This is a genomic window from Serratia entomophila (genome assembly GCF_021462285.1).
Taxonomy (GTDB): Bacteria; Pseudomonadota; Gammaproteobacteria; order Enterobacterales; family Enterobacteriaceae; genus Serratia; species Serratia entomophila.
This window is the reverse complement of record NZ_CP082787.1, coordinates 3462579-3475752: the sequence shown is the minus strand read 5'-3', so window position 1 is coordinate 3475752 and position 13174 is coordinate 3462579. Positions and strand designations below refer to the sequence as shown.

General features: G+C 58.6%; 15 protein-coding genes and 1 pseudogene. 12 read left to right on the top strand and 4 right to left on the bottom strand.

The window, feature by feature from the left end; genetic code table 11:
- Positions 1-69 precede the first annotated feature (69 nt).
- From KHA73_RS16830 to dedD, 4 genes are all read left to right on the top strand, one after another.
- Positions 70-732 carry a DedA family protein gene (locus tag KHA73_RS16830; RefSeq protein ID WP_234585531.1) on the top strand — a complete coding sequence of 221 codons (663 nt, stop codon included), beginning with the start codon at positions 70-72 and terminating at the stop codon, positions 730-732.
- A gap of 233 nt (positions 733-965) precedes the next feature.
- A complete protein-coding gene (gene accD, locus KHA73_RS16825) occupies positions 966-1874 on the top strand; it encodes an acetyl-CoA carboxylase, carboxyltransferase subunit beta (protein WP_234585530.1) in 909 nt (302 codons plus the stop codon).
- A 216-nt stretch (positions 1875-2090) separates the two neighbouring features.
- Positions 2091-3356, top strand: coding sequence for a bifunctional tetrahydrofolate synthase/dihydrofolate synthase (folC, locus tag KHA73_RS16820; RefSeq protein WP_234585528.1), 1266 nt, complete (start codon positions 2091-2093; stop codon positions 3354-3356).
- Positions 3357-4124, top strand: coding sequence for a cell division protein DedD (gene dedD / locus KHA73_RS16815; RefSeq protein WP_234585526.1), 768 nt, complete (start codon positions 3357-3359; stop codon positions 4122-4124).
- 33 nt (positions 4125-4157) lie between these two features.
- Here dedD and KHA73_RS16810 read toward each other — a convergent pair whose 3' ends face one another.
- On the bottom strand, positions 4158-4481 hold the full coding sequence (locus KHA73_RS16810) for a hypothetical protein (protein WP_234585525.1): 324 nt from the start codon (positions 4479-4481) through the stop codon (positions 4158-4160).
- On the opposite strand from KHA73_RS16810, the gene cvpA reads away from it, so the two are divergent.
- The 7 genes from cvpA to hisP all read left to right on the top strand — a co-directional run bounded on the left by cvpA (position 4480) and on the right by hisP (position 10573).
- On the top strand, positions 4480-4980 hold the full coding sequence (gene cvpA, locus KHA73_RS16805; protein ID WP_234585523.1) for a colicin V production protein: 501 nt from the start codon (positions 4480-4482) through the stop codon (positions 4978-4980). The genes KHA73_RS16810 and cvpA overlap by 2 nt on opposite strands.
- A 21-nt stretch (positions 4981-5001) precedes the next feature.
- Positions 5002-6519 carry an amidophosphoribosyltransferase gene (gene purF, locus KHA73_RS16800; RefSeq protein ID WP_234585521.1) on the top strand — a complete coding sequence of 506 codons (1518 nt, stop codon included), beginning with the start codon at positions 5002-5004 and terminating at the stop codon, positions 6517-6519.
- Between the two features lie 131 nt (positions 6520-6650).
- Positions 6651-7223, top strand: a complete 573-nt coding sequence (locus KHA73_RS16795; protein WP_234585520.1) for a UbiX family flavin prenyltransferase — start codon at positions 6651-6653, stop codon at positions 7221-7223.
- Between the two features lie 304 nt (positions 7224-7527).
- Positions 7528-8310, top strand: a complete 783-nt coding sequence (gene hisJ, locus KHA73_RS16790) for a histidine ABC transporter substrate-binding protein HisJ (RefSeq protein WP_234585519.1) — start codon at positions 7528-7530, stop codon at positions 8308-8310.
- 81 nt (positions 8311-8391) lie between these two features.
- Entirely contained in the window at positions 8392-9078 is a 687-nt protein-coding gene (locus KHA73_RS16785) for a histidine ABC transporter permease HisQ (RefSeq protein ID WP_234585518.1), read from the top strand.
- Positions 9075-9779 (top strand): ABC transporter permease, encoded by a 705-nt coding sequence (locus tag KHA73_RS16780; RefSeq protein ID WP_234585517.1) that lies wholly within the window; start codon positions 9075-9077, stop codon positions 9777-9779. Before KHA73_RS16785 ends, KHA73_RS16780 begins: the two co-directional genes overlap by 4 nt.
- A 20-nt stretch (positions 9780-9799) precedes the next feature.
- Positions 9800-10573: a histidine ABC transporter ATP-binding protein HisP gene (gene hisP / locus KHA73_RS16775; protein WP_234585516.1), complete on the top strand. Its 774-nt coding sequence runs from the start codon at positions 9800-9802 to the stop codon at positions 10571-10573.
- A gap of 3 nt (positions 10574-10576) precedes the next feature.
- Here hisP and KHA73_RS16770 read toward each other — a convergent pair whose 3' ends face one another.
- The 3 genes from KHA73_RS16770 to yfcG form a co-directional block, all read right to left on the bottom strand.
- Positions 10577-11494 (bottom strand): TIGR01777 family oxidoreductase, encoded by a 918-nt coding sequence (locus KHA73_RS16770; RefSeq protein ID WP_234585515.1) that lies wholly within the window; start codon positions 11492-11494, stop codon positions 10577-10579.
- Positions 11495-11516: 22 nt separating this feature from the next.
- The gene (folX, locus tag KHA73_RS16765) at positions 11517-11888 is read right to left on the bottom strand and encodes a dihydroneopterin triphosphate 2'-epimerase (protein WP_234585514.1); all 372 of its coding nucleotides are present in this window, start codon (positions 11886-11888) and stop codon (positions 11517-11519) included.
- 104 nt (positions 11889-11992) lie between these two features.
- Positions 11993-12622, bottom strand: coding sequence for a GSH-dependent disulfide bond oxidoreductase (gene yfcG / locus KHA73_RS16760; protein WP_234585513.1), 630 nt, complete (start codon positions 12620-12622; stop codon positions 11993-11995).
- Between the two features lie 248 nt (positions 12623-12870).
- Here yfcG and KHA73_RS16755 point away from each other — a divergent pair.
- Positions 12871-13010, top strand: a pseudogene (locus tag KHA73_RS16755) (phosphodiesterase); the annotation flags it as partial.
- Positions 13011-13174: the final 164 nt, after the last annotated feature.

Genomic DNA, 13174 nt, shown 5'->3' with positions numbered 1-13174 from the left:
CGCCTGAACGCGTTGTTCCCTTGTGCTTCTGCCGGGTGAGTGAGACACCCGGTATTAAAGAGAGAACCTATGGACATCATCAAGTTTATTATTGATTTTATTCTGCATATTGATGTGCACCTGGCCGAGCTGGTCGCACAATACGGCATGTGGGTCTACGCTATTTTGTTCCTGATCCTGTTTTGCGAAACCGGGTTGGTGGTGACGCCGTTCCTGCCGGGGGACTCGCTGCTGTTTGTCGCCGGTGCGCTGGCGGCGCTGCCGACCAACGATCTGAACGTGCACGCCATGGTGGCGCTGATGGCGGTGGCGGCGATTATCGGCGATGCGGTCAACTACACCATCGGCCGGCTGTTCGGCGAGAAATTGTTCAGCAACCCGAACTCCAAAATTTTCCGCCGCAGCTACCTCGACAAGACGCATCAGTTTTACGAGAAGCACGGTGGAAAAACGATTATTCTGGCGCGATTCGTGCCGATCGTGCGTACCTTTGCGCCATTCGTCGCCGGTATGGGGCACATGTCCTATCGCCATTTCGCCGCCTATAACGTGATTGGCGCACTGGTTTGGGTGCTGCTGTTCACTTATGCTGGCTACCTGTTCGGCGATCTGCCGATTGTGCAGGAAAACCTGAAACTGTTGATCGTTGCTATCATCATTGTTTCGATTCTGCCGGGCATCATTGAAATTTGGCGCCACAAGCGCGCGGCTGCCCGCCAGCAAAAACAGTAAAAACATCGCCTAACCTATCGGTTCGACCAGTTTTTTATCCACAGTGTCGGGCCGATATGGTTTAATGAGCGACATTTATGGTCTGTTCCTGCGAACAACCCTGAAGCCAGTGCCTCGGTCGCGCGCCTGCCGCGCTTTGCTCGGGCACTTTTTCATTGGGTTTGTTTACGGGGGGATTGTTAAAGCATGAACAGCAGACTGGCGTCTGCCAGGTTCAAACAGAAAGGTCATCGATGAGCTGGATTGAACGAATTCTTAACAAGAGCAATATTACACAAACCCGTAAGGCGAGCATTCCTGAAGGGGTCTGGACCAAATGCGACAGCTGCGGCCAGGTTCTCTATCGCGCCGAGCTGGAGCGTAATCTGGAAGTGTGTCCTAAATGCGACCACCACATGCGCATGTCTGCGCGTATGCGTTTGCATACCCTGCTGGACGAAGGCAGCGAAGTGGAGCTGGGCAGCGAACTGGAGCCGAAAGACGTTCTGAAGTTCAAGGATTCCAAAAAGTATAAAGATCGCCTGGTCGCCGCCCAAAAAGCGACCGGCGAGAAAGACGCGCTGGTGGTGATGAAAGGCACGCTGTACGGCATGCCTGTCGTGGCCGCCGCGTTCGAATTCGCCTTTATCGGCGGCTCCATGTCGTCGGTGGTTGGCGCGCGCTTCGTGCGTGCGGTCGAGCAGGCGCTGGAAGACAACTGCCCGTTGGTCTGCTTCTCCGCCAGCGGCGGCGCGCGCATGCAGGAGGCGCTGATGTCGCTGATGCAAATGGCGAAAACCAGCGCGGCGTTGGCCAAGATGCAGGAGCGCGGCCTGCCGTACATCTCCGTGCTGACCGACCCGACCATGGGCGGCGTTTCCGCCAGTCTGGCGATGCTGGGCGACATCAACATCGCCGAGCCTAAGGCGCTGATCGGCTTTGCCGGCCCGCGCGTTATCGAGCAGACGGTGCGTGAAAAACTGCCGCCGGGCTTCCAGCGCAGCGAATTCCTGATCGAAAAAGGCGCGATCGACATGATCGTGCGCCGCCCGGAAATGCGCCGCACCCTGGCCAGCATCCTTTCCAAGCTGACTAACCAGCCGCAGCCGCACTTTGATGAGGAAGCGCCGGTTATCGCCCAGGAAAATCAGGCCGACGCCTGAGGCGCAGGCTGAAGACCCCGCACGGGCGCAGGCCGGTGCGGGGCTCAATTGTCATTTTGTGGCTAAATGGCGGTTGGGATATGCCCTAAATAATTGGAGTTGCAGCCAACGCGGAGGCAACTTCAAGTATGACGGGTATAATGGAGAGCATCGCCTTTACCGCGGTGAGGGTGGTGCCCTGATGGATTAATGAACCCAAGTTCAGCGATGGGACTCATGCAAAACCACCAAATTCCCCAAGCCACGTCACCTTTGAGCGCGTGGCTTTACTATCTGGAACGTCTGCACAGCCAGGCGATCGAACTCGGCCTGGAACGCGTGCAGCGCGTTGCGGCGCACCTTGATTTGCTGACCCCAGCACCGACGGTGTTTACCGTTGCCGGCACCAACGGCAAGGGCACCACCTGCCGCACCCTCGAAGCCATTTTGCTGGCCGCCGGCCTGCGCGTCGGCGTTTACAGCTCACCGCATCTGGTGCGCTACACCGAGCGGGTGCGCATTCAGGGCGAAGAGCTGAGCGAGGCGGAACATAGCCGCTCCTTCGCCGCCATCGAAGCCGGGCGCGGCGACACCTCGCTGACCTACTTTGAATTCGGCACCCTGTCGGCGCTGCAGCTGTTCAAGCAGGCGCGGTTGGACGTGGTTATCCTGGAAGTGGGCCTTGGCGGGCGGCTGGACGCCACCAATATCGTCAATCCGAGCGTGGCGGTGATCACCAGCATCGCGCTGGATCACACCGACTGGCTGGGCAACGATCGCGAAAGCATCGGCCGGGAAAAGGCCGGTATCTTCCGTAACGACAAACCGGCGGTGGTGGGCGAACCGGATATGCCGGCGAGCATCCGCCAGGTCGCGGAGACGCTGGGTGCGCCGTTGTACCGCCGTGACGAAGCCTGGCGCTTCAGCGAGCAGGGCGACCGCTGGCAGTGGCAGGGCGGCGATACGCTGCTGACCGATCTGCCGACGCCGAACGTGCCGCTGGCCAATGCCGCGACTGCACTGGCGGCGCTGAACTATTCCCCGCTGGAAATCGATGAGCGGGCGATCTTCGTTGGGCTGCAGCAGGCGACGTTGCCCGGCCGTTTCCAGGTGGTGCGGCAAGAGCCGATGCTGATCCTCGACGTGGCGCATAACCCGCACGCCGCCGGCTATCTGGCCGGGCGCCTGGCGAAGCTGCCGCGCAACGGCGGCAAGGTGCGTGCGGTGGTGGGCATGCTGTCGGACAAAGACATCGCCGGCACGCTGGCTTGCCTGAGCGAGCAGGTGGATGAATGGTACTGCGCGCCGCTTGACGGGCCGCGCGGCGCCAGCGCTGAGCAGCTGGCGCAACATTTAACGGAACCGCGGCGCTTTGCCGATGTCGAAACTGCCTGGCGGCAGGCTATGCAGGATGCTGATAAACAGGATATTGTGATCGTCTGTGGATCGTTCCACACCGTTGCGCAGGTGATGGCGGCGTTAGACGAGATGCGGGGAGTATGAGTGGCAAGTAAATTTCAGAACCGACTGGTTGGAACCGTTATTCTGGTGGCGCTGGGGGTAATCATCCTGCCAGGGCTGCTGGACGGCAAAAAGAAGCACTACGAGGATGAATTCGCGGCCATACCATTGGTGCCGAAACCGGGCGACGTAGAGGAAAATGACGTGCTGCCGCCGGTAAACCAGCCGTTGCCGGCGCATCCGCCGGAAGGCGCGGGCGCGCTGGTTGAGCAGCAGGCGGCCAACGAAGCAGCGGCTCAACAGGCGGTTCGCCAGAACGCGCAGCAGCCCGCCCCTGTGGTGGTGCCGCCGGCGGTTACGCGGCCGCAGCCGGTGCCGCAGCCGAAGCCTAAACCGGTCGAAACCAAGCCGGCGGAAGTGAAGCCGGTGGAAGTGAAGCCGAAGCCGGTGCCGCAGCCGAAACCGGTAGAGGTGAAGCCGGTGGTGAAACCTGAGCCGAAGCCGGAACCCGCGCCGAAACCAGAACCCGCACCGGTGCAAAAACCGGCGGAAGAAAAAGCGCCGGCCGGGCAGGCTTACGTGGTGCAGCTTGGTGCGTTGAAAAACGCCGCCAAGGCCAGCGAGATCGTCGCTTCGTTGCGGCTTTCCGGTTATCGCGCCTTCACCGTGCCGTCAACGCCGGTTCAGGGGCAGATCACCCGCATTTACGTTGGGCCGGATGCGTCGAAGCAGAAACTGCAGTCTGCGCTGCCGTCGCTGAATTCCATCAGCGGGCTGAGCGGGCAAGTGAAGCCGTACGGCGCACGCTAAGACCTCAGGGGTGCAGCATGCTGTGCCCCTGAATCAAGGAGTATTGGCATAATCATTGAAAAAACTGCGCCTTTTACAGGCGAAATCACCTATGTAGGCGCGGCGAGAGGGATTTTTTTTATCGCCGCTTTTTATTTGTAACGTGGTAGGAAATCCCCTACGCAAACGTTTTCTTTTTCTGTTAGAATTCGCCGCGAATTGGATCACCCGATAGATTTCATGTCGCATCAAGGCGGCAACTGAACGAATCTCCGAGAGCTTGGTCAACCAAGTGACTGGGATGAGTGAAGGCAGCCAACGCAGATGCGGTTTGAAAGATGAAGGGGGCAGGGGCGATTCATTATTGGAATAGTTCATGGTCTGGATTGATTACGTCATTATAGCGGTGATTGGATTTTCGGCTTTGGTGAGCCTGATCCGAGGGTTTGTTCGCGAAGCATTGTCACTTGTGACATGGGGATGTGCGTTTTTTGTTGCCAGCCATTTCTACTCTTACCTTGCGGTCTACTTCACTCGTTTTGAAGATGAATTGGTGCGAAACGGTATCGCGATCGCGATTTTGTTTATCGCGACCCTGATCGTGGGAGCTATTGTTAACTATGTGATTAGCTCACTGGTAGAGAAAACCGGGTTATCAGGCACCGATCGGGTGCTGGGCATCTGTTTCGGCGCATTGCGCGGGGTGCTGATCGTTGCGGCGATCCTGTTCTTCCTGGATACCTTTACCGGCTTTTCGCAAAGCGCAGACTGGAAACAGTCGCAGCTCATTCCCCAGTTCAGTTACATCATCAGGTGGTTCTTTGACTACCTGCAGAGCACGTCGAGTTTCTTACCGACCCATTTACCGGGGCGGTAGCGCTGATGAGGAAAAGACAACATGTGCGGTATTGTCGGTATCGCCGGTTTTATGCCGGTAAACCAGTCGATTTATGATGCGTTGACGGTGCTTCAGCACCGTGGCCAGGATGCCGCAGGCATCGTCACCATTGACGCCCACAACGGGTTCCGTCTGCGTAAAGCGAACGGTCTGGTGAAAGATGTGTTCGAGGCACGCCATATGCAGCGCTTGCAGGGCAACATGGGTATCGGCCATGTGCGCTACCCAACGGCTGGCAGCTCCAGTGCTTCAGAGGCTCAACCTTTTTATGTCAACTCGCCGTTCGGCATTACGCTGGCCCATAACGGCAACCTGACCAACGCCCATGAGCTGCGCCAAAAGCTGTTTGAAAGCGGCCGCCGCCATATCAACACCACCTCCGATTCCGAGATCCTGCTGAACGTGCTGGCCAGCGAGCTGGACCGGTTCCAACATTATCCGCTGGAATCCGACAACATCTTCACTGCGGTTGCCGCGATGCATCAGCAGTTGCGCGGCGCCTACGCCTGCGTGGCGATGATCATCGGCCACGGCCTGCTGGCGTTCCGCGATCCGTACGGCATCCGCCCGTTGGTAATCGGCAAACGCACTCTGGAAGACGGCCGCAGCGAGTATATGGTGGCCTCCGAGAGCGTGGCGCTGGATACGCTGGGCTTTGAGTTCCTGCGCGACGTGGCGCCGGGCGAAGCGGTGTACATCACCGACAAGGGCCAGCTGTTTACCCGCCAGTGCGCGGAGAACCCGAAAACCAACCCGTGCCTGTTCGAATACGTCTATTTCGCCCGCCCGGACTCCTTTATGGACAAGATTTCGGTCTACAGCGCCCGGGTGCGCATGGGGCAGAAGCTGGGTGAGAAGATTGCCCGCGAATGGGAAGATCTGGACATCGACGTGGTGATCCCGATCCCTGAAACCTCCTGCGACATCGCGCTGGAGATCGCGCGTATCCTGGATAAGCCGTACCGCCAGGGCTTCGTGAAAAACCGCTACGTCGGCCGTACCTTCATCATGCCCGGCCAGCAGGCTCGCCGCCAGTCGGTGCGCCGCAAGCTGAACGCCAACCGCGCCGAATTCCGCGACAAGAACGTGCTGCTGGTGGATGACTCCATCGTGCGCGGCACCACTTCGGAGCAGATCGTCGAGATGGCGCGCGACGCCGGCGCCAAGAAGGTTTACCTCGCTTCCGCCGCGCCGGAGGTTCGCTTCCCTAACGTGTACGGCATCGACATGCCGAGCGCCAACGAGCTGATCGCTCACGGCCGCGAAGTGGATGAGATCCGCCAAATCATCGGCGCCGACGGCCTGATCTTCCAGGACCTGGACGATCTGATCGAAGCGGTGCGCGAAGAGAACCCGGATATCGTCCAGTTCGAATGCTCGGTATTCAACGGTATTTACGTCACCAAAGACGTCGACCAGAGCTATCTGGAATACCTGGAGTCGCTGCGCAACGACGACGCCAAGGCGCTGCGCGGGCAGACCGAAGCGGAAAATCTGGAAATGCATAACGAAGGCTAAGCGCCGGCGTTGTGCTGCCAAGGTGCACCGCGGCATGCGTCGCGGTGCATTATCCCTCCTGACTTGCTTATCCCTCGCCATTGCGGCAAAGTCTGCCTGATCCTATCTTTTTCGTGGCAGAGGCCAGCTTTATGAAACGACTCATCATCGGTATTTCCGGCGCCAGCGGCGCTATCTACGGCGTGCGCCTGTTGCAAGTGCTGCGCGGCGTCGCGGAGGTGGAAACCCATTTGGTGATGAGCAATGCGGCGCGGCAGACGCTGGCGCTGGAAACCTCGCTCAGCCTGCGCGACGTGCAGGCGCTGGCCGACGTGGTGCATGACGCGCGCGACATCGCCGCCGGCATCTCTTCCGGCTCGTTCAAAACGCTGGGCATGGTGATCCTGCCCTGTTCGATCAAAACATTGTCCGGCATCGTCAATAGCTACAGCGACGGTTTGCTGACCCGCGCCGCCGACGTGGTGTTGAAAGAACGCCGCCGGCTGGTGTTGTGCGTGCGGGAAACGCCGCTGCATCTTGGCCACCTGCGCCTGATGACCCAGGCGGTGGAAATGGGCGCGGTGATCATGCCGCCGGTGCCGGCGTTCTACCATCTGCCAAAAAGCGTGGATGACATTATCGATCAGACCGTCAACCGGGTTATCGATCAGTTCGACATTGAATTGCCGGTAGATTTGTTCACCCGCTGGCAAGGCCCGAGTTAACAGATTTATCCCCAAATTGGTACATTTGTGCAACACCGCACTGAATTAGGGCGAAGCATGCACCATAATGATCCCACTTCATCACGTTCACTGTTTCATGGCGCCGGGATTTCACGGTTGCCAGTGGCGCGGCCCTGACCGGCCGGTTTATTTTTGCGGTTAATCGTCCCAGGAAACAGTTTTGTGAAGGCCGGAGCCGTTCCCTCCGGCTGTCGCACTTAATGTGGCACGGTTACTGCAAATTGATTTGGTGGGGAAAGTAATGCCCGTAGTGGCATCAGAAAAATCAATTTGAGGGTAATTTATGAAAAAGCGGTTTTTGGCTCTTCCTTTAGTTCTGGCTCTGAGCGCAGCAAGCAGCGCATTCGCCGCCTTACCATCGACGCTGAAGATTGGCACCGATCCGACCTATGCACCTTTTGAATCCAAAAATGCCCAGGGCGAGCTGGTTGGGTTCGATATCGATTTGGCCAAAGAGCTGTGCAAACGCATAAATACCCAGTGCACCTTCGTAGAGAGCGACTTTGACGCGCTAATCCCTTCCCTGAAGGCGAAGAAAATTGACGCCATCATTTCTTCATTGTCCATTACCGAAAAACGCCAGCAGGAAATCGCCTTTACCGACAAACTCTATGCGGCCAATGCCCGCCTGATTGCGCCGAAAGGCTCCAAGCTGCTGCCGACCCTGGACGCGCTGAAAGGCAAGAGCGTTGGCGTGCTGCAGGGCACCACCCAGGAAGCTTACGCCAACGCCATGTGGCAGCCGAAGGGCGTCACGGTAGTGCCTTACCAGAACCAGGATCTGGTGTATGCCGATCTGGCCTCCGGCCGCATCGACGCCGCCTTCCAGGATGAGGTGGCGGGCAGCGACGGCTTCCTGAAACAGCCGCCGGGCAAAGACTATGCGTTCGCCGGCGAATCGGTGAAGGATGACAAATTCTTCGGCGTCGGCACCGGCATGGGCCTGCGCAAGACCGATACCGAGCTGAAGGCGGCGCTGGACAAAGCGTTTGCCGAGATGCGTAAAGACGGCACTTACGACAAATACGCGAAAAAATACTTCGACTTCGACGTCTACGGCGGCTGATGCCGCACCGTTCCATATTGTGACTGCGGGGCCGGCCAGCTGGCCCCGATGGTTCGGATCCTAGACCACAGGGTGAAGTAAATGCTGCAAGGCTATTCCCAACTGATATTCGAGGGCGCTTTAGTGACGCTGGAGCTGGCCCTCAGTTCCGTTTTGCTGGCGGTGGTGATTGGTTTGATCGGCGCCGGCGGCAAACTTTCGCATAACCCGCTGATCTCGACGATTTTTGGCGCTTACACCACGCTGATCCGCGGCGTGCCCGATTTGGTGCTGATGCTGCTGATTTTCTATGGCCTGCAGATTGCGCTGAACAACATCACCGAACTGCTCGGCTTCTCGCAAATCGATATCGATCCCCTCAGCGCCGGCATCATTACCCTCGGCTTTATCTATGGCGCCTACTTTACCGAAACCTTCCGCGGCGCTTATATGGCGGTGCCGAAGGGGCAGATTGAAGCTGCGACGGCCTACGGGTTTACCGGGGCGCAGATATTCCGCCGCATTCTGTTCCCGGCGATGATGCGCTTCGCGCTGCCGGGCATCGGCAACAACTGGCAGGTGATCCTGAAGGCGACGGCGCTGGTGTCGATCCTCGGTCTGAACGACGTGGTGAAAGCCACGCAGCTGGCCGGGAAGGGCACCTATCAGCCGTTCTTCTTCGCCATCGTGGCCGGTGTGGTTTATCTGATCTTCACCACCGTTTCCAACGGCGTGTTGCTGTGGCTTGAACGGCGTTACTCACTGGGCGTCAAGAGGGCCGAATTATGATCGACATTTTGCAACAGTACTGGCAATCGCTGCTGTGGAGCGACGGCTATCGCTTCACCGGCGTGGCGGTCACGCTGTGGCTGCTGATTGCGTCGGTGGTGATGGGCGGCCTGCTGGCGATCCCGATGGCGGTGGCGCGCGTCTCCTCCATCAAATGGGTGCGCTTCCCGGTGTGGCTGTACACCTACGTGTTTCGCGGCACGCCGCTGTATGTGCAGCTGTTGGTGTTCTACTCCGGCATGTACAGCCTGGAGATCGTGCGCGGCAGCGAGTTCCTCAATGCGTTTTTCCGCAGCGGGCTGAACTGCACCATTTTGGCGTTGACCCTCAATACCTGCGCCTATACCACCGAGATTTTCGCCGGGGCGATCCGCTCGGTACCGCACGGTGAGATCGAGGCGGCCAACGCCTACGGGTTTTCCCGCTTCAAGATGTATCGCTGCATTATTTTGCCTTCGGCACTGCGCACCGCGCTGCCGGCCTACAGCAACGAAGTGATCCTGATGCTGCACTCCACCGCGCTGGCGTTCACCGCCACCGTGCCGGACCTGCTGAAAATCGCGCGCGACATCAACGCCGCGACCTACCAGCCGTTCTACGCCTTCGGCATTGCGGCGGTGCTGTATCTGATCATTTCCTACGTGTTAATCAGCCTGTTCCGCAAGGCCGAGAAGCGCTGGATGGCGCACGTTAGCCACTGACAACTGACGGGAAGAAAACGATGTCCGAGAATAAATTAGCCGTCACTGAACTGCACAAGCGCTACGGTGACCACGAAGTGTTGAAAGGCGTATCGCTGGCGGCCAACGCCGGCGACGTGATAAGCATCATCGGCTCCTCCGGCTCCGGTAAAAGCACCTTTCTGCGCTGCATCAACTTCCTCGAGAAGCCGAGCGAGGGGGCTATCAGCCTGAATAATGAAGATATCCGCATGGTGCGTGACAAGGACGGCCAGCTTAAGGTGTTCGACAAGAAGCAGCTGCAGCTGCTGCGCACCCGTCTGACCATGGTGTTCCAGCACTTTAACCTGTGGAGCCACATGACGGTGCTGGAGAACGTGATGGAGGCGCCGGTGCAGGTGCTGGGGCTGAGCAAGGCCGAAGCGCGCGAGCGTGCGGTGCGCTACCTGGACAAGGTGGGCATCGACGAACGGGCGCGCGGCAAATACCCGGTGCATCTGTCGGGCGGCCAGCAGCAGCGCGTTTCCATCGCCCGTGCGTTGGCGATGGAGCCGGAAGTGCTGCTGTTCGATGAGCCGACCTCGGCGCTGGACCCTGAGCTGGTGGGCGAAGTGCTGCGCATCATGCAAAAGCTGGCGGAGGAGGGGAAAACCATGGTGGTGGTGACGCACGAAATGGAGTTTGCGCGCCACGTGTCCAACCATGTGATTTTCCTGCACAAGGGGCTGATTGAAGAACAGGGGCCGCCGGCCGAGCTGTTTGGCAACCCCAAAAGCCAACGCCTGCAGCAGTTTCTGTCCGGCGCGTTGAAATGACAGTCAGCGGGCTGCGGCCCGCTGCTGATTGATAACATCGTCCAGCGCCTGCTCCAATTCCAGATAGCGGAAATGGAAGCCGGCCTCTTCCAGCCGTCTCGGTACCGCCCGCTGGCCGCCGAGCACCAACACCGCCGCTTCCCCCATCAATAAACGCATGGCAAAGGCCGGTACCCGCATAAATGCCGGGCGATCGAGCACGTTGGCCAACTGCGCGGCGAATTGCTCGTTGTGCACCGGGTAAGGGGCGACCATATTGAACGGGCCTTGCAGGGTATCGTGGTCCAGCAGAAAAACGATGCCGTTGATCATGTCTTCCAGATGGATCCACGGCAGATATTGACGGCCGTCGCCGATAGGGCCGCCGAGGCCCAGCCGGAACGGCGGCAGCATTTTGGCCAAGGCGCCGCCCTGAGGCGCCAGCACCACGCCGGTGCGCAGCAGGCAGACCCGGGTGGCGTCGCTCTGCGCCTGCAGCGCCAGCGATTCCCAGCGTTGGCACAGCTGGTGGGTGAATTCATCATGCGGAGGCTCTTCTTCAGTGACCACCGCCTGGCCCTGATCGCCATAATAGCCGACGGCGGAGCCGGAAATCAGCACGCTGGGCGGCGCGCTGCCGGCGCCGATCAGCGCCGCCAGGCGTTCGGTCAGATCCCAGCGGCTATGGCACAGGCGCTCTTTCTGCGCCGCGCTCCAGCGTTTGTCGGCGATAGGCTCGCCGGCCAGGTTGATCACCGCGTCAAACTCGTCCAGCGAGGTGCAGTCATCCAGCGTTTGCCGGTAGGTTGGCCGATCGCCGAGGCGGCTGCGGGCGCGTTGTGGGTCGCGCGTCAGCACGGTTATCTGATGAGAAAGCGCCAGCAGCCGCGTTGTCAGGCTGCTCCCTATCAATCCTGTTGCGCCGGTGATCAGGACTCGCATGATCTGTCTCCCTGATTTAGATTTAGCCCCGGCGATAGCTCATGGTCATGGAAACCGAATCGGCATAGCGCAGGGCCAATAATTTATCTATCTCCACTTCAGCATAGGTTACCCAGGCGTGTTCTTTTACGATATCGAGCACATCCTGAGTTAATTTTTCCAGCAAGGCGAAGCGGTTATCCTCCACGTGGCGGATGATCGCCTTGGTGATGGTGCGGTAGTTGAGCGCGTCGTCGATATTCTCGCTGTTGCGCGCCCGCTCCGCCGGGTAGTGGATCGCCACGTTTATCAGGATATCCTGACGGTTGTTGATTTCCTCTTCCTTGATACCGATGAACGTACGCAACCGCAGGTTTTTGATACGAATAATGGCGTCGGGTTGACTGAAAGACATCAGAGATTCTCCATAGGTCTGATTATTGGCGATCAGAATACACGGAAAGTAGGGAAAAGATAACGTGCGGGCGAACTCCCCGGCGGGCCGGGGAGCCGCAAGAATTAAGCCTGCTCGGCTAGCTTGTAGGCGCGCTCGGTCGCCGGCCGGTTGCTGATGCGTTCGAACCAGTTGCGCACCGCCGGATAATCCGCCAGATCGATGCGCTGGCGCGGATGCGACACCACCCAAGGGTAGGTGGCGATATCAGCGATGCTGTAGTTGTCGCCGCCCAGGTAGGGATGTTTTTGCAGTTCGGCTTCCAGCACGCCATACAGCCGCTTGGTTTCCAGGTGGTAACGCTCGATGGCGTATGGCACCGGTTGCGGGGCGTAGTGATTGAAGTGGTGGTTCTGCCCAAGCATTGGCCCGAAGCCTGCCACCTGCCAGAACAGCCATTGCAGCGTGGCGGCGCGTTCGCGCAGGCCTTTGCTCAACAGCTTGCCGGTCTTCTCCGCCAGATAGAGCAGAATTTCGCCGGATTCGAACAGGCTGATGGGGGCGCCGCCGTCCACCGGCTGCTGATCGACGATCGCCGGGATTTTGTTGTTGGGGGAAATGCTCAGGAACTCCGGCTTGAACTGGTCGCCGGCGCTGATGTTTACGCGGTGGATACGATAGGGTAAGCCAACCTCTTCCAGAAACAGAGTGATCTTGTGACCATTGGGAGTCGGTGCGTAATACAGGTCAATCATGTTGCCTCCTGCGGTAAGGTGATCTGCAATTCATTGCACGTTGCTGCGGTCTTCGCCGCGCACAAAGGTATTTCAGAGATCTAACTATAGGGATACCAACAATAGCAGCTAAGAATAGCAGGCTATGTGAGATTCGTCCGATGCTATCTGTACGCGCCGTAGCATAATTTTTTCCAGGCGCGGCTGCGGCTTGCCGCGCGGCGGAGGCAGGGTAAAATAGCGGTTATTTCCCTGCTAAGTACAAGGTTATGAAACTGATGTTCGCCTACGACATTCATGGGTCACTGCCCGCCGCCGAACGGGTGCTGGAGCGTTTTGAACAAAGTGGCTGATTCTTCTGGGTGATTTGCTGAATCACGGCCCGCGCAACGCGCTGCCTGTGGGCTATCTGATCTCTAAAAGTGAATGGGTCGTTTTGCAGGGATTGCTTACAAGGGGGCTTTCTAGCAGTGGCGGCAACCACTGGTACATGATTTTACCGGACTATAATATTACTATGGATTACAAAAGTAACTACAACCACTTGGACCACTTCACATAGGCTACACATAC

Excerpts from the sequence above, each read along its gene's own strand:
- KHA73_RS16830 (WP_234585531.1), top strand. The coding sequence starts at position 70 with ATGGACATCATCAAGTTTATTATTGATTTTATTCTGCATATTGATGTG.
- accD (WP_234585530.1), top strand. The coding sequence starts at position 966 with ATGAGCTGGATTGAACGAATTCTTAACAAGAGCAATATTACACAAACC.
- folC (WP_234585528.1), top strand. The coding sequence starts at position 2,091 with ATGCAAAACCACCAAATTCCCCAAGCCACGTCACCTTTGAGCGCGTGG.
- cvpA (WP_234585523.1), top strand. The coding sequence starts at position 4,480 with ATGGTCTGGATTGATTACGTCATTATAGCGGTGATTGGATTTTCGGCT.
- KHA73_RS16810 (WP_234585525.1), bottom strand. The coding sequence starts at position 4,481 with ATGAACTATTCCAATAATGAATCGCCCCTGCCCCCTTCATCTTTCAAA.
- purF (WP_234585521.1), top strand. The coding sequence starts at position 5,002 with ATGTGCGGTATTGTCGGTATCGCCGGTTTTATGCCGGTAAACCAGTCG.
- KHA73_RS16795 (WP_234585520.1), top strand. The coding sequence starts at position 6,651 with ATGAAACGACTCATCATCGGTATTTCCGGCGCCAGCGGCGCTATCTAC.
- hisJ (WP_234585519.1), top strand. The coding sequence starts at position 7,528 with ATGAAAAAGCGGTTTTTGGCTCTTCCTTTAGTTCTGGCTCTGAGCGCA.
- KHA73_RS16785 (WP_234585518.1), top strand. The coding sequence starts at position 8,392 with ATGCTGCAAGGCTATTCCCAACTGATATTCGAGGGCGCTTTAGTGACG.
- KHA73_RS16780 (WP_234585517.1), top strand. The coding sequence starts at position 9,075 with ATGATCGACATTTTGCAACAGTACTGGCAATCGCTGCTGTGGAGCGAC.
- hisP (WP_234585516.1), top strand. The coding sequence starts at position 9,800 with ATGTCCGAGAATAAATTAGCCGTCACTGAACTGCACAAGCGCTACGGT.
- KHA73_RS16770 (WP_234585515.1), bottom strand. The coding sequence starts at position 11,494 with ATGCGAGTCCTGATCACCGGCGCAACAGGATTGATAGGGAGCAGCCTG.
- folX (WP_234585514.1), bottom strand. The coding sequence starts at position 11,888 with ATGTCTTTCAGTCAACCCGACGCCATTATTCGTATCAAAAACCTGCGG.
- yfcG (WP_234585513.1), bottom strand. The coding sequence starts at position 12,622 with ATGATTGACCTGTATTACGCACCGACTCCCAATGGTCACAAGATCACT.